Genomic DNA, 19,183 nt, shown 5'->3' on the forward strand with positions numbered 1-19,183 from the left:
CCCACGGTGGAAACAACATGGAACCATGCCACCGTATTGTTGAACGAGGCGGTAGATGCATTGTTCAACGACGGTGGTCAACCTTACCCGGACGCAGCAGATGGCACCTACGTGGACGCCACCTTCGGGCGCGGCGGCCATTCGCGCCTGATTCTTTCGCGCCTGTCACCAGCGGGGCGTCTGATCGCCTTCGACAAGGACCCGCAGGCGGTGGCCGAGGCCGCCTCCATCGTGGACCCACGTTTTTCCATTCGGCATCAGGGTTTTGCGAATCTGGGCGAGTTGCCCGCGGGCAGCGTCAGTGGCCTGTTGATGGACCTGGGTGTGAGTTCGCCGCAGATCGACAACCCCGAGCGGGGGTTCAGTTTTCGTTTTGAAGGGCCGCTGGACATGCGTATGGATACCACGCGTGGCGAGAGTGTGGCGCAGTGGCTGGCAACAGCAGAAGTCAATCAAATCACGGAGGTGATACGTGAATATGGTGAAGAACGGTTTGCTGGGGCAATTGCAAAGGCGATTGTTGCTCGCCGACAGGAACGGGGGCCTTTTTCAACCACCACCGAACTGGCCCAACTCGTGGCTGACACGGTCAAAACCCGCGAGCCGGGCAAGGACCCTGCAACGCGCACATTTCAGGCTTTTCGGATTTTCATCAACGCCGAGCTTGAAGAGCTGCAACAAGCGCTAGAGGCCAGTCTGAACGTGTTGCAGCCCGGAGGACGTTTGGCAGTGATCAGCTTCCATTCGCTGGAAGACCGCATCGTCAAACAATTCATCGCCAAACACTCACGCGAGGAGTACGACCGGCGCGCGCCTTTTGCTGCACCCAAGGTCATGCAACTCAAATCGCTGGGCCGCATCAAACCCGGCGATGAAGAAGTCAAAGGCAATCCGCGCTCCCGCAGCGCCATCATGCGCGTGGCGCAGAGGGTGGGAGCGCTGTCATGACAAGGATCAACTTGATGCTGCTGCTGGCCGTAGTGGCCAGCGCCATCTATCTGGTCAACGTCCAGTACGAGTCGCGTCGCCTGTTCACCGAGCTGGACAAGGCGCAGAACGAAGAACGCCGCCTGTCCAGCGAACTGGAGCAGCTCAAGGTCGAGAAGCGCGCGGAAGCCACCTCGGCACGGGTGGAGAAGCTGGCGCGCGAAAAATTGCAGATGCGCCTGGTGCAACCGGCCATCACCACGTACGTGAGCTACGGTGACGCTGCGTCAGCACCCAAGAACACGGCCCAAGGCGCCGTCACCTCTGCTCCGCTGGCAACGGCCTCTGCAGGAGCCAGGCAATGAGCCGCAGCGTGCGTTACACCTCCAGCCCTTTGCTGGCTAGCCGCACGCCGGTATGGCGCAGCAAGTTTGTGGTGGCGGCCATTGCGCTGGCGTTTTGCGGTCTGGTGGCACGTGCCGCCTACATCCAGGTGTATGCCAATGACTTCTTCCAGCGCCAGGGCGAGGTGCGCTTTGCGCGCACGCTGGAGCTACCGGCCTATCGCGGACGTATTCTGGACCGCAACGGCCTGATTCTGGCTTCCAGCGTCCCGGCGCCCAGCATCTGGGCCATCCCTGACGATGTGGACACCGACGGCGAAAAGTCCAAGTTGCAGGCCCTGGCCAAGCTGCTGGACATGCCTTATGCCGATCTGGCCAAGAAGCTGGATGAAGACAAGTCCTTTGTCTGGATCAAGCGCCAGGTGGATGCCGACATCGCCAAGGAAATCGCCGCGCTCAACATCAAGGGCATCTACCAGCGCAAGGAATACAAGCGCCAGTACCCCGAAGGTGAAGCCGCAGCCCACGTCGTGGGCTTTACCAATGTGGAAGACAACGGCCAGGAAGGTGTGGAGCTGCTCTACAACAAGCGCTTGCTGGGCAAGCCCGGCATGCGCCGCGTGATCAAAGACCGCCTGGGTCGCGCCGTGGAAGACGTGGGTGAAATCGTGCCGCCGGTGGACGGCCAGGACATCCAGCTCAGCATCGACAGCAAGGTGCAGTTCTTTGCCTATGAAAAGCTCAAGGATGCGGTGCTGACCAACCGCGCCCAGGCTGGCAGCGTGGTGGTGCTGGACGCCATCACCGGCGAAGTGCTGGCGTTGGCCAACTACCCCAGCTACGTGCCTGACAAGCGCCAGAACCTTACCGGTGCGCAGCTGCGCAACCGCGCCCTGACCGACACTTTCGAGCCAGGCTCGGTCATGAAGCCCTTTACCGTGGGACTGGCGCTGAACACCGGTCGCGTCAAACCCTCTACGGTGATTGACACTTCGCCGGGTAGCTGGAGCATCACCGGAGTCACCATCCACGATGCCCACCCCCATGGCGCGTTGACGGTGCAGCAGGTGATTCAGGTGTCCAGCAACGTGGGCACTGCCAAGATCGCCATGCAGATGCCTGCCAGCGAGATGTGGGAAACCTTCTCGCAGGCTGGTTTCGGCCAGAAGCCGCAGATCGAATTCCCCGGAGTGGTATCGGGCCGCCTGCGTCCCTATTCCAAATGGCGTCCCATCGAACAGGCCACGCAGTCCTATGGCTACGGCCTGTCTGCCTCGTTGTTCCAGATGGTGCGTTCCTACACCGTGTTTTCGCATGACGGCCAGATCATTCCGGCCACCTTGCTGAAGAACTCCGAGCCGGCGGTGGGTGTCAGTGTGTTCAAGCCGGAAACCGCTGCCGAAATCCGCAAGATGCTGCAAATGGCCGCAGGGCCTGGCGGCACCGGCCCCAAAGCCCAGACACAGGGCTATTCCGTGGGCGGCAAGTCCGGCACGGCCTACAAGCAGCAGGGCAAGGGCTACGGCAGTGACGGCAACCGCAAATACCGTGGCTGGTTCGTGGGCATGGCGCCCATCGACAAGCCGCGCATCATCGTCGGCGTGATGCTGGATGAGCCCAGTGCGGGCAAGTATTTCGGCGGCGATGTGGCAGCCCCCGTATTCAGCGAGACGGTGCAGCAGACCTTGCGTCTGCTCAATGTGCAGCCTGATATGGCGGTGCGCCCCAACATCGTGGCCAGTGCGGTGGAGGAGAGCTTCTGATGCTGACGACTTCTACCCAGGCCGTACGTTGGCTGCGCCAGCATGTCTCCGGCGCGCTGCGCACGGACAGCCGCAAGGTGCAACCGGGCGACGGTTTCATTGCCTGGCCGGGCGCAGCCGTGGATGGTCGCTCCTTTGTGGCGTCCGCCCTGCAGGCGGGTGCAACTGCCTGCCTGGTGGAGGCGCAAGGCGTCGAGCAGTTTGCCCTGCCCAAGGAGGGTGTGGAAAGCTTCCAGGGCCTGAAGGCCGCCACCGGCCCCATCGCCGCTGAATATTTTGGCCATCCGTCACAGGAGCTGGCCGTATTGGCCGTCACGGGCACTAACGGCAAGACCTCCTCCGCATGGTGGCTGGCCCAAGCCCTGTCTGCAGTGGAGGGCGACAAGGCCATGCCCTGCGGCATGGTCGGCACCCTGGGCGTCGGACGTCCGCCTGCGGCTGGTTCCGCAACCGGACATGCGCATGACGCGGTGGTGTCCACCGGCCTGACCACGCCCGACCCGGTGCAACTGCAAAACGCACTGCGCCGTTTTGTCGACGATGGGCTGAAGGCCTGCGCCATGGAGGCTTCGAGCATTGGCATCGAAGAAGGCCGCATGGATGGCACCCAGATCCGCGTGGCGCTGTTCACCAACTTCACGCAGGACCATCTGGACTACCACGGCAGCATGGACGCGTACTGGCAGGCCAAGCGCCGCCTGTTTGCCTGGCCGGGCCTGCAAGCCGTGGTCCTCAATGTCGATGATGTGCGCGGTGCCGAGCTGGCTGCGTCATTGAAGGGCAGTGCGCTGGATGTATGGACGGTTTCCACCGTGCGTAGCGCCCGCCTGCAAGCCCGCAACATCGCCTACCAGGCCAGTGGCATCTGCTTTGACGTGGTGGAGGGAAATGAATCCCTTGCCGTCCGCACCCATCTGATCGGCAGCTACAACGTGTCCAATCTGCTGGGCGTGCTGGCGGCCATGCGTGCGCTGGGTATTGCGCTGGCGGACGCGGTGCAAGCCTGCAGCCAATTGCACGCTGTACCCGGACGCATGGAATGTCTGGGCGGTGTGGACCAGCCGCTGGTGGCGGTGGACTATGCCCACACGCCCGATGCACTGGACCATGCACTGGAGGCCCTGCGCCCCATGGTGCAGGCGCGCGGCGGCAAGCTCTGGTGCGTGTTCGGTTGCGGAGGTGACCGCGATACCTCCAAGCGTCCGCTCATGGGTGCGATTGCGGCCAAGCTGGCGGACCAGGTGGTGGTCACCAGCGACAACCCGCGCAGCGAAAAACCCGAGGCCATCATTGCGCAAATCCTGCTGGGCCTGCCGCCCTGCAACGCAGTCGTGGTGCAGTCGGACCGGGCTCTGGCCATTGCCCAGACCGTGGCCAAGGCGGCAGCGCAGGACGTGGTGCTGATTGCTGGTAAAGGCCATGAGTCCACACAGGAAATTGCCGGCGTCAAGACCGCGTTCTCGGACGTGGCCCACGCAGCACGCGCCCTGCAGCAATGGCACGCAGTGGAGGGTGGACTATGAGCACGATGATGCAATTGCAAACGGCAGTGCCATGGCTGCAAGGCGCCACTCTGGTGGGTGACGGCAGCACCGACGTGCTGCGCGTGCATACCGACACCCGCACCATCGAACGCGGCGACTTGTTCCTTGCGCTCCAGGGTGAAAAGTTTGATGCCAACACCATGCTGCACGATGCGTGCAAGGCGGGTGCTTCCGCGCTGATCTGTCACGTGGGCCTCAATGCAGACTGCTACCCCGAAGGTGTGCCCCGCATCGAAGTGGCCGACACCCGTGTGGCATTGGCCGAGCTGGCCCGTGGCTGGCGTGCGCAGTTCAGCTTGCCGCTGATTGCGGTGACCGGCAGCAACGGCAAGACCACGGTCACGCAGATGATCGCCAGCATTCTTTCGGCAGTAGCAGGTGAAGACGCATTGGCCACCCGCGGCAATCTGAACAACGATATCGGTGTGCCGCTCACCGTGCTGCGTCTGCGTCCCCATCACCGCATCGCCGTGGTGGAGCTGGGCATGAACCACCCCAGTGAAATTGCCGCACTGGCGCATGTTGCCCAGCCCACGGTGGCGCTGGTCAACAACGCGCAGCGTGAGCACCTGGAATTCATGCAGACGGTGCAGGCCGTGGCAGAAGAGAATGGCTCGGTGATCACCCTGCTGCCCGCCGACGGAACTGCGGTGTTCCCTTCGGACGATGCGTTCACTCCGCTGTGGGCCGACTTGGCCGCAACGCGCCGCACTGTGCGCTTCTCCCTGCAGCCTGGTCAGCAGACCAACGACGTGGGTTGTCTGTCCGCTCATTGGGCCGATGGAGCCTGGGCCGTTCAGGCTCGCGCTCTGGAGCAGAACTTTGCATTCAGACTGCACATTGCCGGCCGCCACAACGTCAAGAACGCGTTGGCCGCTTCCGCATGTGCGCTAGCAGCCGGTGTGTCGGTGGACGCCGTGGTGCAGGGACTGGAGCGCTTCACCCCGGTCAAAGGCCGCTCGCGTGCCGTGGCGCTGGTAGGCTCCGACCGCACCCGTACCCTGGTCGACGACACCTACAACGCCAACCCCGATTCGGTACGCGCCGCCATTGCCGTGCTCGCCGAGCTGCCCGCGCCGCGCCTGCTGGTGCTGGGCGACATGGGCGAAGTGGGCGAGCAGGGCCCTGCGTTCCACACCGAAACAGGTGCCGAAGCCAAGGCATCGGGCATCGAACATTTCTTTGCCATGGGTACGCTGGCCCGGTATGCCGTGGACGCCTTTGCGGGCGCGCAGCACTTTGACAGCATCGATGCGCTCAATGCCGCCGTGCTGCAACAGCTGCCGCAGGTCAACAGCGTGCTGGTCAAAGGTTCGCGCTTCATGCGCATGGAGCGTGTGGTCGAGGCGCTGATCGCCGAAGCAGGCAAAGGGCAACCATGACACAACAGAACAACAACGAGGTATTTTCATGCTGCTGACATTGGCCCAATGGTTGCAGAGCCTGTCGCCGGAATTCGGATTCTTCCGGGTGTTCCAGTACATCACCTTCCGTGCGGTGATGGCGGCGCTCACGGCCTTGCTGATCGGTCTGTGGGCCGGTCCTTTCGTGATCCGGCGTCTGACCGAACTCAAGATCGGCCAGCCCATACGCGGCTACGGCATGGAAAGCCACCTGAGCAAGAGCGGCACGCCCACCATGGGGGGCGTGCTGATCCTGTTGTCGATAGCAGTGTCCACCCTGCTGTGGTTTGACTGGCACAACCGCTTCGTCTGGATCGTGCTGCTGGTCACGCTGGGCTTTGGTGCCATCGGCTGGGTCGACGACTGGCGCAAGGTGGTGCACAAGGACCCTGAGGGCATGCGCTCACGCGAGAAGTATTTCTGGCAATCGCTGATCGGCCTGCTGGCCGCTTTGTATTTGATGTTCTGCATTTCTGAGAACTCCAACCTGCGCGTGATGCAGCTGTTCTTCCAGTGGATCAGCTCCGGCTTCGATGTGAGCCTGCCGCCCAAGGCCGGCCTGATGCTGCCGTTCTTCAAGGAGGTGAGCTATCCCCTGGGCGCGCTGGGCTTTGTGGTGCTGACCTACCTGGTCATCGTGGGTGCCAGCAACGCGGTGAATCTGACTGACGGGCTCGACGGCCTGGCCATCATGCCGGTGGTGCTGGTGGGTTCCGCACTGGGCGTGTTTGCCTACGTGACCGGCAGCTCGGTGTATTCCAAGTACCTGTTCTTCCCCTACATCCCCGGCTCCGGCGAGTTGATGATTTTCTGCTCGGCACTGGCCGGTGCAGGGCTGGCCTTTTTATGGTTCAACACCCATCCCGCGCAGGTGTTCATGGGCGACGTGGGCGCGTTGGCGCTGGGCGCCGCATTGGGCACGGTGGCGGTCATCGTGCGCCAGGAAATCGTGCTGGCCATCATGGGCGGCATCTTCGTGGTGGAGGCGCTGTCGGTCATGTTGCAGGTGACCTACTTCAAATACACCAAGAAGAAATTCGGTGCGGGCAAGCGGCTGCTGAAGATGGCGCCGCTGCACCACCATTTTGAAAAAGAGGGCTGGAAAGAGACCCAGGTGGTGGTGCGCTTCTGGATCATCACCATCCTGCTGTGCCTGATCGGCCTGTCCACCTTGAAGCTGCGTTGACGAACATGAACAACTTACGCGATCAACAAGTCATGGTCTTGGGGCTGGGCGCCTCGGGCCTGGCCATGGCGCGTTGGTGCGTGCGTCACGGCGCGCAGGTCACCGTCGTGGACACCCGTGCCGAGCCGCCCCAGCTCCAGACGCTGCAACAGGAGCACCCTGCGGTGCAGTTTGTGCATTCGCAGTTCCTGCCTTCCCTGATCGAAGGCAGCCCGGTGCGTGCCGTCTTCAAGAGCCCGGGCCTGAGTCCCGCCGATACCGACGCACTGATGGCCACGGCCCAGGGCCTGGGTCTGTGGGTGGGTGGTGAGCTCACCTTGTTTGCGCAGGCTCTGAAGGACCTGGCAGAGAGCCAGCAATACGCACCCAAGGTCCTGGCCATCACCGGCACCAACGGCAAGACCACGGTCACGTCGCTCACGGGCCACCTGGTGCGCTGGGCCGGCAAGACGGCCGCTGTGGCCGGCAACATCGGCCCCACCTTGCTCGACACCTTGGCCAAAGCGCTGGACGAGCAGGCCTTGCCCGAGTTTTGGGTGCTGGAACTCTCCAGCTTCCAGCTCGATCTTCCCAGCGGCCTGGAGCCCACGGCAGCAACCGTGCTCAACGTGACCCAGGACCATCTGGACTGGCATGGCGACATGCAGGCCTATGCCAAGGCCAAGTCGCATATCTTTGGTAACACCGGCCTCATGGTGTTGAACCGCGAAGACGCCACCGTGATGGCCATGCGCCCCGAGCCAGTGCGTGTGAAGCTGCAGCGCCCGGTGGAGCGCGCCTATGTGAGCTTTGGCACTGACATGCCGCAACGCCCCGGCGACTTCGGTATCGAAGAAGTCAACGGCATGACCTGGCTGGTGCGCGCCCTGGAAGCCGATGAGACGCGCAAGAAGTTCAAGGACGCGGAGGAGTTGCACATCCAGCGCCTGATGCCGGCCGATGCACTGCGCATCCGTGGCCGCCACAACGCGGGCAACGCTCTGGCCGCCCTGGCACTGTGCTCGGCTGCCGGCTGCGCGCTGGGCCCGATTCTTTTTGGCCTGCGTGAATACCGTGGTGAACCGCACCGGGTCGAGAGCGTGGGCATTCTCAATGGTGTGGAATTCTTCGACGACAGCAAGGGCACCAATGTGGGCGCCACAGTGGCCGCACTGCGCGGCCTGGGCGAGGAACGCAAGCTGGTGTTGATTCTGGGCGGCGAAGGCAAGGGCCAGGACTTCTCGCCGTTGGCCGCACCGGTGGCGCGCCATGTGCGTAGCGTGGTGCTGATTGGCCGCGATGCGCCGCTGATCCGTCAGGCGTTGGCCGATACCGGCATTCCCCTGCTGGATGCCAGCAGCATGGAAGACGCGGTAGCCCAGTCCAACCGCGCGGCCCATGCAGGCGACGCGGTGCTGCTGTCGCCCGCCTGCGCCAGCTTTGACATGTTCAAGGACTACGCCCACCGTGCTCAGTGCTTTGTGGACGCGGTGCGCAACCTGGCGCTGGAAAACGGCACCGAGCTGGAGCAAAGTCAATGAGCGCCATGGCAAGCACCATCAAGGGCTGGTTCACCCGTGGGGCGGACGGGGCCGCGGCATTGCCGGTACGTCTGGGCGGCCGCGGGTCCTTCTCCACGCCCACCCGTTCGGTACAAGTGCGCGGCTTTGATCAGCCGCTGGTCTGGGTCACGGTCAGCCTGTTGCTGTGGGGCCTGGTGATGGTGTATTCGGCATCCATTGCCATGCCCGACAACCCGCGCTTTGCCAACTATGCGCACACCCATTTCCTGATCCGTCACATTGCATCGATTGGTGTGGCATTTGTCGCGGCACTGCTGGCGTTCCAGGTGCCGGTGCAGACCTGGGAAAAGGTTGCTCCCTACCTGTTCATCGCCTCGCTGGTGCTGCTGATGCTGGTGCTGATTCCGTTCATCGGTAAAGGCGTCAATGGCGCGCGGCGCTGGATTGCGCTGGGTATTCTCAACTTCCAGCCTTCCGAGCTGGCCAAGTTTGCTGTGGTGCTGTACGCAGCCGACTACATGGTGCGCAAGATGGAAGTGAAGGAGCGCTTCTTCCGCGCGGTGATGCCCATGGGCATTGCGGTGGCGGTGATCGGTCTTTTGCTGCTGGCCGAGCCCGACATGGGAGCCTTCATGGTGATTGCCGTGATTGCCATGGGTATTCTGTTTCTGGGTGGCGTGAACGCCCGCATGTTCTTCCTGATTGCCGCCATCCTGGTGGTGGCCTTCGGTCTGATGATTGCCCTGTCCGAATGGCGGCGCGAACGCATTTTTGCCTACCTCAACCCCTGGGACGACCGTTACTCCATGGGCAAGGGTTACCAGCTTTCGCATTCGCTGATCGCAATAGGGCGCGGCGAAATTTTTGGCGTGGGCCTGGGCGGCAGTGTGGAAAAGCTGCACTGGTTGCCCGAGGCGCACACCGACTTCCTGCTGGCCGTCATCGGTGAAGAGTTCGGTCTGGTGGGCGTGGTCACGGTGATCTGCCTGTTCCTGTGGCTGACCCGCCGCCTCATGCACATCGGCCGCCAGGCCATCGCGCTGGACCGTGTGTTTGCCGGTCTGGTGGCGCAGGGCCTGGGCCTGTGGATGGGCTTCCAGTCCTTCATCAACATGGGCGTGAACTTGGGTGCGCTGCCCACCAAGGGCCTGACCTTGCCACTCATGAGCTATGGCGGCTCGGCCATCCTGATCAACCTGATTGCCATCGCCGTGGTGCTGCGCATCGATTACGAGAACCGCAGCCTGATGCAGGGAGGGCGGATATGACGAAACAGTCTTGCGCACTCATCATGGCCGGTGGTACCGGTGGTCACATATTTCCTGGCTTGGCTGTTGCAGAGGCATTGCGCAATAAGGGCTGGCGCGTGCATTGGCTGGGCGCTCCGGGCAGCATGGAAAGTCGACTGGTGCCTGCGCGTGGCTTTGCACTGGAAACCATTGCCTTTGGCGGCGTGCGCGGCAAGGGTCGCATGACCTTGCTGCTGCTGCCACTGCGCCTGCTGCGTGCCTTCTGGCAGAGCTTGCAGGTGGTGCGTCGCGTCAAACCCGATGTGCTGGTGGGCCTGGGTGGCTACATCACCTTCCCGGGCGGCATGATGGGCGTGCTGGCGGGCAAGCCGCTGGTGCTGCATGAGCAGAATTCGGTCGCCGGCATGGCCAACAAGGTGCTGTCGCGTGTGGCTGACCGTGTGTTCACCGCCTTCCCCAAGGTGTTTGCCAAGGGTGAGTGTGTGGGCAATCCCTTGCGTTCCGAGTTCCTGAACCAGCCGGACCCGCAGACCCGCTTTGCCGGACGCAGCGGACCATTGCGTCTGCTGGTGGTGGGCGGCAGTCTGGGTGCGCGTGCGCTCAACAGCGTGGTCCCCAAGGCACTGGCCCTGATTCCACAGGCACAGCGCCCAGTAGTGATCCACCAGAGCGGTGAAAAGCAGATCGACGAGCTGCGCGCCAACTATGCAGCCGCGCAGGTGACGGCCGAACTCACACCCTTCATTACCGATACCGCTGCGGCGTTTGCCGCGGCCGATCTGGTGCTGTGCCGCGCAGGCGCAAGCACCGTGACCGAGCTGGCTGCCGTAGGTGCCGCTGCGGTCTTTGTCCCTTTTCCGTCCGCTGTGGACGACCACCAAACCTTCAATGCCCGCTTCCTGGTGGACCAGGGCGCGGGCTGGCTTATGCCCCAAAGCGAAATGACACCTGAACGTCTGGCCGAATTCATCACCACCACCGACCGCACCGCGCTGCTGCAACGCGCGCAGGCCGCCAAACAGTTGCAGCAACTGCGTGCCACCGACGCCGTGGTGGCCGCATGCGAGGAGCTCACCGCATGAAGCACGCCATCAAACATATCCATTTTGTGGGAGTGGGCGGCTCCGGCATGTCCGGCATCGCCGAGATCCTGAGCAACCTGGGCTACTCCATCTCCGGCTCCGATCTGGCCGACAACGCGACCACGCGACGTCTGGCTTCGCTGGGTATCAAGGTCCATGTGGGCCACAGTGCCGACAACGTTACCGGTGCCGACGCGGTGGTGACCTCGACCGCGGTCAAGCAGGACAACCCCGAGGTGGTTCGTGCTCGCGAGATGCACATTCCCATCGTGCCGCGTGCGCTGATGCTGGCTGAACTCATGCGCCTCAAGCAAGGCATCGCCATTGCCGGCACGCACGGCAAGACCACGACCACCAGCCTGGTAGCCAGCGTGTTGGCGGCGGCCGGGCTGGACCCCACTTTTGTGATCGGTGGGCGCCTCAACAGCGCCGGTGCCAATGCCCGCCTGGGCCATGGCGACTACATCGTGGTGGAGGCCGACGAGTCGGACGCATCGTTCCTGAACCTGCTGCCGGTGATGGCGGTGGTGACCAATATCGATGCCGACCACATGGAAACCTACGGCCATGATTTCGGCCGCCTCAAGAAGGCCTTTGTCGACTTCCTGCACCGCATGCCGTTCTATGGAACTGCCATTCTGTGCACCGACGATCCGGCGGTACGCGACATCGTCCATGACGTGACCTGCCCGGTCACCAGCTATGGCTTCAACGAAGGTGCCGAGGTGCGCGCCATCAACGTGCGCGCTGTGGGCGCACAAATGCATTTCACGGTGCAACGCCGCAACGGCGTGGTCCTGCCCGACATGGATGTGGTGCTCAATCTGCCCGGCATGCACAACGTGCTCAATGCGCTCTCCGCCATTGCGGTGGCGGTGGAACTCAACATCGAAGACGCGGCGGTGCAAAAGGCGCTGTCCGAGTTCCGCGGCGTGGGCCGGCGCTTTCAGCGCTATGGCGATTTGCCGCTGCCCCAGGGCGGCACGGTCACCGTGATTGACGACTACGGGCACCACCCCGTCGAGATGGCCGCGACCCTGGCGGCTGCGCGCGGCGCTTTCCCGGGGCGCCGTCTGGTGCTGGCCTTCCAGCCGCATCGCTACACCCGTACGCGCGATTGCTTTGAAGATTTCGTGAAAGTGATTGCCCTGGCCGACGGCGTGCTGCTGAGCGAGGTCTATGCCGCAGGCGAGGCGCCCATCGTGGCCGCCGATGGCCGTGCCCTGGCCCGCGCACTGCGCATTTCAGGCAAGGTCGAACCGATCTTTGTGGACGACATTCTGGCCATGCCGCAAGCCGCCATCGACAACGCGCGTGACGGCGATGTGCTGATGTGCATGGGTGCCGGCTCCATTGGCGCCGTGCCGGGAAAGATCGCTGAGATGCTTACCCAAAAAGGAGTGGCTGTATGAGTCACGACGTTTCCTCCCTCGGCAAAGTCGCGGTGCTCATGGGCGGTGCTTCTGCCGAACGCGAAGTCTCCCTGATGTCGGGCGGCGGCGTACTCAAGGCTTTGCAAAGCCGGGGCGTGAATGCGCATGCATTTGATCCGTCCGAGCGCAGCCTGGATGAACTCAAGCGCGAGGGCTTCGACCGCTGCTTCATCGCCCTGCATGGCCGCTTCGGAGAAGACGGCACGGTGCAGGGTGCGCTGGAACTGCTGGGCATTCCCTATACCGGGTCCGGCGTGATGGCATCGGCCATCTCCATGGACAAGGTCATGACCAAGCGCATCTGGCGCTTTGAAGGTCTGCCCACGCCGGCCTGGGTTCAGGTGCACAGTGGTGCCGAGACGCGTGCGGCCTTTGCCGAGTTGGGGGCACCCATGATCGTCAAGCCCGCGCGGGAAGGCTCTTCCATCGGATTTACCAAGGTGATGGATGTGGAGCAGTGCGACGCGGCCTATGCGTTGGCTGCGCAGCACGATGTGGAAGTGCTGTGCGAGCAGTTCATTGCCGGTGACGAAGTGACCTGCCCGGTGTTGGGACCTACCGATGCGTCGCATGCACTGCCGCTTATCCGCATCGTCGCACCCGATGGCAATTACGACTACCAGAACAAGTATTTCACCGACGTCACCCAATACCTGGTGCCCGCCGGTCTGCCCGATGGGGAAGAAGAGGCCATTGCTGCCATCGTCCGTCGTGCCTATCAGGTCCTGGGTTGCCGCGGCTGGGCACGTGCCGACGTGATGATCGACGGCAAGACCCGCAAACCCTATTTGCTGGAGATCAATACCTCGCCCGGCATGACCGGCCACTCGCTGGTGCCCATGTCGGCCAAGGCTGCCGGCATCAGCTACGAAGAACTGTGCGTACGCCTGTTGCAAAGCGCCACGCTGGATGCGAGGGCTTTGAAATGAACACTGCGGTGGCTACGCCCGTGGACGTCAAACTCATGAACTTGGCGATGGTCGCCTTGTTGCTGGTGTTTGTCGGCCTGTGCGCTGTGGCCGCCGTGCGCAGTTTCTCGCGCATGCATGCCTTCGATATCCAGGCCATTACCGTGTCCGGTGATACCCGCCACAACAACAGCGTGACGTTGCGTGCCAATGTGGCTCCGCGCATTGCGGGCACGTTCTTCACCGTGGATCTGGCCAAGGTGCGCGCCGCTTTTGAAGCTGCGCCCTGGGTGCGTCGCGCCGTAGTGCACCGCGACTTCCCCAACCGGCTGCGGGTGACGCTGCAGGAGCATCAGCCGGTGGCTTTGTGGGGAGGCGAGGGCGAGACTCGGCTCGTCAACAGTTTTGGTGAAGTGTTTGAAGCCAACGTGGGCGAAGTCGATCAAGACGGACTGCCCACCTTGACCGGCCCCGAAGGCCAGGGCCCCGAGGTACTGGCCATGTACCGGGCGCTGGTGCCGTTGTTTGCGGCGCAGGACATGACGATTGAGGAACTGGAACTCTCCGGACGCGGGAGCTGGAGCGTGCGGCTGGAGGCTGGCACGGAAATCGAGCTGGGACGGGGCAACACCGAAGAGGTGGTGGCCCGCGTGAACCGGTACCTCAAGACCCTTACCCAGGTGGTTTCGCGTTACGGACGCCAACCCAATGCCATCGAGTCGGCCGACTTGCGGCATGAGAACGGATACGCCATCCGTTTGCGCGGTGTCAGTACCACCGAGGTGGCGAAAAAATAATGGACCAATACAGCAGGTGAATTTATGGCAAAAGAGTACAAGGATTTGGTTGTAGGTCTGGACATCGGCACCGCCAAGGTGATGGTGGTGGTGGCCGAGGTCATGCCGGGTGGCGAGCTCAAGCTCGCGGGCCTGGGCGTGGCGCCCAGCAACGGCCTCAAGCGCGGCGTGGTGGTGAACATCGACGCCACGGTGCAGAGCATCCAGGCTGCGCTGAAAGAGGCGGAGCTGATGGCCGACTGCAAGATCACCCGCGTCTACACCGGCATCACCGGCAGCCACATCCGCGGCATCAACTCCAGCGGCATGGTGGCGGTGAAGGACCGCGAAGTGACGCAAGCCGACGTAGCACGTGTGGTGGAGACGGCCAAGGCCATCAACATCTCGACCGACCAGCGCCTGCTGCTGGTGGAGCCGCAGGAGTTCATCATCGACGGCCAGGACGTGCGCGAGCCCATCGGCATGAGCGGCATCCGGCTGGAAGCCAAGGTACACATCGTTACCGGCGCGCAGACCGCGGCCGAGAACATCATCAAGTGCGTGCGCCGTTGCGGCCTGGAGGTAGATCAGCTGATGCTCAACCCCTTGGCCAGCAGCCTGTCGGTGCTGACCAAGGATGAACGTGATCTGGGCGTGGCCATGGTGGACATTGGTGCAGGTACCACCGACGTGGCCATCTTCACCAATGGCGCGATCCGGCACACCGCAGTGATCCCGATTGCCGGCGACCTGATTACCAGCGACATCGCCATGGCCCTGCGCACACCGACCAAGGACGCTGAAGACATCAAGGTCGAGTCGGGCCACGCCAAGCAGCTGCTGGTGGACCCCGAAGTGCAGGTGGAAGTGCCCGGCCTGGGCGACCGCGGACCGCGCATGCTCAGCCGCCAGGCGCTGGCCGGTGTGATCGAACCGCGCATCGAAGAAATCTTCTCCCTGGTCAACCAGGTGATGCGCGAGTCCGGTTACGAGGAAGTGCTCTCCAGCGGCATCGTGCTCACCGGTGGCAGTTGCATCATGCCCGGCATGGTGGAGCTGGCCGAGGACATCTTCCTCAAACCCGTGCGCCGCGGCATCCCCAAATACAACAGCGCTCTGGCCGACATGGTGGCCCAACCCCGTGCTGCCACCGTGATGGGCCTGCTGGAAGAGGCCCGACTGGCCCGCATGCGCGGCTACAAGGTGGCGCAAAAAGCGGGGTCCATGAAGACCGCGCTGGGCGGCATCAAAGACTGGTTCATCGGGAACTTCTAGAAATGACGCCCCCACGCTTCTCACTTCGTGTAGTGCGCTGCCCCCCATGGGGGCCTTCGCGCCTTGGGGCGGCCCGGCGGCGCTCAAGTCTGCACGAACTGCGCATGTGGCTTGCACGCGGAAGTCCCCATTGGCGATGGCGATGTGTAGATCCCCCGCCCTGATCTGCACAAACAGGCAACTGCGAAAACATAACCAAACGACACGAATCAGCAATTTTTGAAATTCAGGAGTAACAAGATGGCCATCGAAATGATTGAAGAAGAAGGTTTTAACCAGGGCACGCAGATCAAGGTGATCGGCGTGGGCGGTGGCGGCGGAAACGCGGTCGAGCACATGATCCAGTCCAGCGTGGACAACGTGGAATTCATCTGCGCCAACACCGACGCGCAGGCACTCTCGCGCAGCACCGCGCACAAGACCATCCAGCTCGGCGCCACGGGCCTGGGTGCCGGCAGCAAGCCCGACAAGGGCCGTGAAGCTGCTGAGATGGCCGAAGCCGACATCCGCGATGCCATCCAGGGCGCGCACATGCTGTTCATCACCGCCGGCATGGGCGGCGGCACCGGTACCGGTGCGGCTCCCATCATTGCCCGCGTGGCCAAGGACATGGGCATCCTCACCGTGGGTGTGGTGACCAAGCCCTTCGACTTTGAAGGCGGCCGCCGCATGGCCAACGCCGATGTCGGTCTGACCGAGCTCGAAGCCAATGTGGATTCGCTGATCGTGGTGCTGAACGAAAAGCTGCTGGAAGTCCTGGGCGATGACGTGAGCCAGGAAGAAGCCTTTGCCCAGGCCAATGACGTGCTCAAGAACGCCGTGGGCGGCATTGCCGAAATCATCAATGTGCCCGGCCATGTGAACGTCGACTTCGAAGACGTGCGTACCGTCATGGGTGAACCCGGCAAGGCCATGATGGGTACCGCCATGGCCAAGGGCCCGGACCGCGCCCGCATCGCCGCCGAACAGGCCGTGGCCTGCCCGCTGCTCGAAGGCATCGACCTGTCCGGCGCCAAGGGCGTGCTGGTGCTGATCACCGCTGCCAAGGGTTCGCTCAAGCTGTCCGAATCCAAGCTGGCCATGAACACCATCCGCGCCTTTGCTTCACCCGACGCACACGTCATCTACGGCACTGCCAACGACGACAGCCTGGGCGAAGAAATCCGCGTCACCGTGGTGGCCACCGGTCTGTCCCGCAACGGCCAGCGCGCACGTCCGCCGATGCAAGTGGTGCAGACCCCGGTGCTGCGTACCGGTACCGACAACGTGCCGTTCCAGATTCCCACGCTCAACAACCCCGTGGGCATCCAGAACGCAGCGCCCGCAGGCGCAGCCGGCATCAGCCAGCCCGACTACGGCAGCATGGCCACGCCTAGCGTCTGGCGTACCAACCGCACGCAGGCTGCTGCGCGTGTGGATGCGCTGTCCAGTGGTGGTATGGACGACTACGAGATCCCAGCCTTCCTGCGCAAGCAAGCTGATTGATGGGTGTAAAGCTACTGCGCGCCCCGATCTGAACCCTGTGGTGCTCACCGTACGCAAGTACGGTTCCGCTCCGCGGGCTCACCTCGGGTCGCTCGCTACGCTTTCCATCCCACCCATCCAAAATGCCCAACCGGTAAAATCGCTGCTGTGCTCAAACAAAGAACTCTCAAATCCCTGACCCATGCTGTGGGCGTGGGTCTGCACAGCGGGCAGCGTGTGGAAATCACCTTGCGCCCTGCGGCTCCGGATACGGGCATCGTCTTTCGGCGCGTGGATTTGCCGCAGGTGGTGGACATTCCGGTGTCGGCCGAGGCGGTGACGGATACGCGGCTGGCTTCCACCTTGTCCAAGGGCAATGCCCGGGTGCTGACGGTGGAACACCTGATGTCGGCCTGCGCCGGTCTGGGGGTAGACAACCTGTATGTGGACATTACGGCAGAGGAAATCCCGATCCTGGACGGCTCGGCGGCCTCGTTCGTGTTCCTGCTGCAGAGTGCCGGCATCGAGATGCAGAACGCGCCGCGTCGCTTCATCCGCCTGACTCAGCCGGTGGAAGTGCGTGAGGGCACGGGCCCTGCAGAAAAGTGGGCGCGCCTGGAGCCGTTCCACGGGTACAAGCTCAGCTTTGAGATCGACTTCAACCACCCGGCGGTGGACTCCACCGGCCAGCGCGTGGAGTTCGACCTGAGCGTGGGTTCCTACTCGCGCGATATTGCGCGGGCACGCACCTTCGGCTTCACCAAAGATGTGGAGATGATGCGCTCCAACGGCCTGGCCCTGGGCGGCGGGCTGGACAATGCCATCGTCATGGACGACTACAAAGTACTCAATGCCGATGGCCTGCGCTACGACGATGAGTTTGTGAAGCACAAGATCCTGGACGCCATGGGCGACCTGTACCTGATCGGCAAGCCCTTGCTGGCCAGCTACTCCGCCTTCCGCTCGGGCCACGCCCTCAACAACAAGCTGTTGCGCGAACTGCTGGCACACCCCGAGTGCTGGGAAATCGTGACCTTTGAAGACGAACGTCGGGCTCCGGTGGGCTTTGCGCAACCCGCGCGCGCCTGGTAGGCCAAAGGACTACAGCCATGCTGATCTTTCGTTGGCTGGCCATGATGTTCGCGCTGGGCATCATCGTCAGCTTTGCCCTCTATGCCGGAACCGGTCAGGAGCGCTTCAAACGCTTTGGCCTGCTGGCTCTGAAGTGGGCCGTGCTTGCAGGGCTGGGCTTCTTTGCGGTGCTGATTCTGGAGCGCCTGGCCTGAGCGTCTAGGCAGAAAATGCCTGGCATGAACATCCTCGCCATCTCCGGTAGTCTGCGCAGCGCATCCATCAACTCGGCCTTGCTACGCGCCACCCGTCGACTGGCGCCCAACGACATTGCGATCCATCTCTGCAACGGGCTTGGCGAATTGCCTCTGTTCAATCCGGACCTCGAGAGTGATCCGCCGCCCGCCGTGCAATCATTCCGTGCACAGGTGGCCGCTGCGGATGCCCTGCTGATTGCAAGCCCGGAATACGCGCATGGGCTGACCGGTGCCATCAAGAATGGGCTGGACTGGCTGGTCAGCTATGAGCCTTTTGCTTTCAAGGCGGTTGCCGTGCTCAACGCTTCGCCGCGCGCCCGCCACGCAGACGACGCGCTGCGCGAGGTGCTGCGCACCATGAATGCTACCCTGGTGGAATCGGCATCCATTACGGTGCCGTTGTTGGGCTCGGGTCTTGATGAAGACGGGATGGTGAGTTCCGCTTCGGTGGCGGGAGCCCTGCGCGACTGCCTGGCAAGTTTGTACGATACGGTGGTATTGCAGCAGGCCAACCACCTTGCGTCGTTTCCGTTGCGCTAGTGCATTTCCGGAGAGCAATCCATGGCATCCAGTAAATCCCCGGCTACCAGACCCTTCCCCAAGAAGACACCTGCCAACGACGCCGGCAAGTCGCCCTCGGAGCTGATTGACGCACGCATCACGGAACTCAACGACTGGAGGGGTGCATTGCTCTCGCGTCTTAGGTCCTTGATCCGGGATGCGGACGCCGGCATTACCGAGGAATGGAAGTGGAACACCCCGGTCTGGTCCTGTGGCGGAATCATCTGCACCGGCGAGACCTACAAGAAGGTGGTGAAGCTGACTTTTGCCAAGGGGGCCGCGCTTGCCGACCCGGCCCGCCTCTTCAACTCCAGCCTGGACGGCAACGTCCGGCGGGCCATCGATTTTCCGGAGGGCAGCACCGTGGATGAACCAGCCCTGCGCACGCTCATTCAGGCCGCCGTGAAGCTGAATAAGTCCACCTAGTCCATCCACCA

Annotated in this window: 18 protein-coding genes; all 18 read left to right on the forward strand. The window is 63.0% G+C overall.

All coding sequences use genetic code 11. From position 1 onward, the window contains the following. The first annotated feature begins 6 nt into the window (after positions 1-6). The 18 genes from rsmH to AC1RMF_RS12725 all read left to right on the forward strand — a co-directional run bounded on the left by rsmH (position 7) and on the right by AC1RMF_RS12725 (position 19,172). Positions 7-948 (forward strand): 16S rRNA (cytosine(1402)-N(4))-methyltransferase RsmH, encoded by a 942-nt coding sequence (gene rsmH, locus AC1RMF_RS12640; RefSeq protein ID WP_342620685.1) that lies wholly within the window; start codon positions 7-9, stop codon positions 946-948. Beyond that, positions 945-1,292: a cell division protein FtsL gene (gene ftsL, locus AC1RMF_RS12645; RefSeq protein WP_342620686.1), complete on the forward strand. Its 348-nt coding sequence runs from the start codon at positions 945-947 to the stop codon at positions 1,290-1,292. The genes rsmH and ftsL overlap by 4 nt, the downstream gene beginning before the upstream one ends. Beyond that, on the forward strand, positions 1,289-3,034 hold the full coding sequence (locus AC1RMF_RS12650) for a peptidoglycan D,D-transpeptidase FtsI family protein (protein WP_493141836.1): 1,746 nt from the start codon (positions 1,289-1,291) through the stop codon (positions 3,032-3,034). The genes ftsL and AC1RMF_RS12650 overlap by 4 nt, the downstream gene beginning before the upstream one ends. Beyond that, positions 3,034-4,557 (forward strand): UDP-N-acetylmuramoyl-L-alanyl-D-glutamate--2,6-diaminopimelate ligase, encoded by a 1,524-nt coding sequence (locus AC1RMF_RS12655; RefSeq protein ID WP_493141838.1) that lies wholly within the window; start codon positions 3,034-3,036, stop codon positions 4,555-4,557. Before AC1RMF_RS12650 ends, AC1RMF_RS12655 begins: the two co-directional genes overlap by 1 nt. Next, complete coding sequence (locus AC1RMF_RS12660; protein WP_493141840.1) at positions 4,554-5,960, forward strand: UDP-N-acetylmuramoyl-tripeptide--D-alanyl-D-alanine ligase; 1,407 nt, start codon at positions 4,554-4,556, stop codon at positions 5,958-5,960. Before AC1RMF_RS12655 ends, AC1RMF_RS12660 begins: the two co-directional genes overlap by 4 nt. Positions 5,961-5,988: 28 nt before the next feature. Next, positions 5,989-7,167, forward strand: coding sequence for a phospho-N-acetylmuramoyl-pentapeptide-transferase (gene mraY, locus AC1RMF_RS12665; RefSeq protein WP_493141841.1), 1,179 nt, complete (start codon positions 5,989-5,991; stop codon positions 7,165-7,167). Between the two features lie 5 nt (positions 7,168-7,172). After that, positions 7,173-8,687: a UDP-N-acetylmuramoyl-L-alanine--D-glutamate ligase gene (gene murD, locus AC1RMF_RS12670; RefSeq protein WP_493141842.1), complete on the forward strand. Its 1,515-nt coding sequence runs from the start codon at positions 7,173-7,175 to the stop codon at positions 8,685-8,687. Next, the gene (ftsW, locus tag AC1RMF_RS12675) at positions 8,684-9,937 is read left to right on the forward strand and encodes a putative lipid II flippase FtsW (RefSeq protein WP_493141844.1); all 1,254 of its coding nucleotides are present in this window, start codon (positions 8,684-8,686) and stop codon (positions 9,935-9,937) included. The genes murD and ftsW overlap by 4 nt, the downstream gene beginning before the upstream one ends. Beyond that, positions 9,934-11,001, forward strand: a complete 1,068-nt coding sequence (gene murG, locus AC1RMF_RS12680) for an undecaprenyldiphospho-muramoylpentapeptide beta-N-acetylglucosaminyltransferase (RefSeq protein WP_493141846.1) — start codon at positions 9,934-9,936, stop codon at positions 10,999-11,001. The genes ftsW and murG overlap by 4 nt, the downstream gene beginning before the upstream one ends. Next, positions 10,998-12,413 carry a UDP-N-acetylmuramate--L-alanine ligase gene (gene murC / locus AC1RMF_RS12685; protein WP_493141847.1) on the forward strand — a complete coding sequence of 472 codons (1,416 nt, stop codon included), beginning with the start codon at positions 10,998-11,000 and terminating at the stop codon, positions 12,411-12,413. Before murG ends, murC begins: the two co-directional genes overlap by 4 nt. Beyond that, positions 12,410-13,363, forward strand: coding sequence for a D-alanine--D-alanine ligase (locus tag AC1RMF_RS12690; protein WP_493141849.1), 954 nt, complete (start codon positions 12,410-12,412; stop codon positions 13,361-13,363). Before murC ends, AC1RMF_RS12690 begins: the two co-directional genes overlap by 4 nt. Then, positions 13,360-14,139, forward strand: a complete 780-nt coding sequence (locus tag AC1RMF_RS12695) for a cell division protein FtsQ/DivIB (RefSeq protein WP_493141851.1) — start codon at positions 13,360-13,362, stop codon at positions 14,137-14,139. The genes AC1RMF_RS12690 and AC1RMF_RS12695 overlap by 4 nt, the downstream gene beginning before the upstream one ends. Positions 14,140-14,163: 24 nt before the next feature. Then, a complete protein-coding gene (gene ftsA, locus AC1RMF_RS12700) occupies positions 14,164-15,393 on the forward strand; it encodes a cell division protein FtsA (RefSeq protein WP_342620696.1) in 1,230 nt (409 codons plus the stop codon). Positions 15,394-15,633: 240 nt separating this feature from the next. After that, the gene (gene ftsZ, locus AC1RMF_RS12705; protein WP_493141853.1) at positions 15,634-16,878 is read left to right on the forward strand and encodes a cell division protein FtsZ; all 1,245 of its coding nucleotides are present in this window, start codon (positions 15,634-15,636) and stop codon (positions 16,876-16,878) included. A 147-nt stretch (positions 16,879-17,025) separates the two neighbouring features. Then, positions 17,026-17,949 (forward strand): UDP-3-O-acyl-N-acetylglucosamine deacetylase, encoded by a 924-nt coding sequence (gene lpxC, locus AC1RMF_RS12710; RefSeq protein WP_493141854.1) that lies wholly within the window; start codon positions 17,026-17,028, stop codon positions 17,947-17,949. Positions 17,950-17,966: 17 nt separating this feature from the next. After that, positions 17,967-18,143 carry a hypothetical protein gene (locus AC1RMF_RS12715; RefSeq protein ID WP_342620699.1) on the forward strand — a complete coding sequence of 59 codons (177 nt, stop codon included), beginning with the start codon at positions 17,967-17,969 and terminating at the stop codon, positions 18,141-18,143. Between the two features lie 24 nt (positions 18,144-18,167). Then, positions 18,168-18,725, forward strand: a complete 558-nt coding sequence (locus tag AC1RMF_RS12720; RefSeq protein WP_493141856.1) for an NADPH-dependent FMN reductase — start codon at positions 18,168-18,170, stop codon at positions 18,723-18,725. 21 nt (positions 18,726-18,746) lie between these two features. Beyond that, positions 18,747-19,172, forward strand: coding sequence for a DUF1801 domain-containing protein (locus AC1RMF_RS12725; protein ID WP_493141858.1), 426 nt, complete (start codon positions 18,747-18,749; stop codon positions 19,170-19,172). Positions 19,173-19,183: the final 11 nt, after the last annotated feature.

Source organism: Rhodoferax sp. GW822-FHT04A08 (genome assembly GCF_058801025.1).

Bases quoted from the DNA above. Each gene is read 5' to 3' on its own strand.
- AC1RMF_RS12725 (WP_493141858.1), top strand. From the start codon at position 18,747: ATGGCATCCAGTAAATCCCCGGCTACCAGACCCTTCCCCAAGAAGACA.
- AC1RMF_RS12695 (WP_493141851.1), top strand. From the start codon at position 13,360: ATGAACACTGCGGTGGCTACGCCCGTGGACGTCAAACTCATGAACTTG.
- murD (WP_493141842.1), top strand. From the start codon at position 7,173: ATGAACAACTTACGCGATCAACAAGTCATGGTCTTGGGGCTGGGCGCC.
- AC1RMF_RS12715 (WP_342620699.1), top strand. From the start codon at position 17,967: ATGCTGATCTTTCGTTGGCTGGCCATGATGTTCGCGCTGGGCATCATC.
- ftsL (WP_342620686.1), top strand. From the start codon at position 945: ATGACAAGGATCAACTTGATGCTGCTGCTGGCCGTAGTGGCCAGCGCC.
- AC1RMF_RS12720 (WP_493141856.1), top strand. From the start codon at position 18,168: ATGAACATCCTCGCCATCTCCGGTAGTCTGCGCAGCGCATCCATCAAC.
- ftsW (WP_493141844.1), top strand. From the start codon at position 8,684: ATGAGCGCCATGGCAAGCACCATCAAGGGCTGGTTCACCCGTGGGGCG.
- ftsZ (WP_493141853.1), top strand. From the start codon at position 15,634: ATGGCCATCGAAATGATTGAAGAAGAAGGTTTTAACCAGGGCACGCAG.
- murC (WP_493141847.1), top strand. From the start codon at position 10,998: ATGAAGCACGCCATCAAACATATCCATTTTGTGGGAGTGGGCGGCTCC.
- murG (WP_493141846.1), top strand. From the start codon at position 9,934: ATGACGAAACAGTCTTGCGCACTCATCATGGCCGGTGGTACCGGTGGT.
- mraY (WP_493141841.1), top strand. From the start codon at position 5,989: ATGCTGCTGACATTGGCCCAATGGTTGCAGAGCCTGTCGCCGGAATTC.
- AC1RMF_RS12690 (WP_493141849.1), top strand. From the start codon at position 12,410: ATGAGTCACGACGTTTCCTCCCTCGGCAAAGTCGCGGTGCTCATGGGC.
- AC1RMF_RS12650 (WP_493141836.1), top strand. From the start codon at position 1,289: ATGAGCCGCAGCGTGCGTTACACCTCCAGCCCTTTGCTGGCTAGCCGC.
- ftsA (WP_342620696.1), top strand. From the start codon at position 14,164: ATGGCAAAAGAGTACAAGGATTTGGTTGTAGGTCTGGACATCGGCACC.
- AC1RMF_RS12655 (WP_493141838.1), top strand. From the start codon at position 3,034: ATGCTGACGACTTCTACCCAGGCCGTACGTTGGCTGCGCCAGCATGTC.
- AC1RMF_RS12660 (WP_493141840.1), top strand. From the start codon at position 4,554: ATGAGCACGATGATGCAATTGCAAACGGCAGTGCCATGGCTGCAAGGC.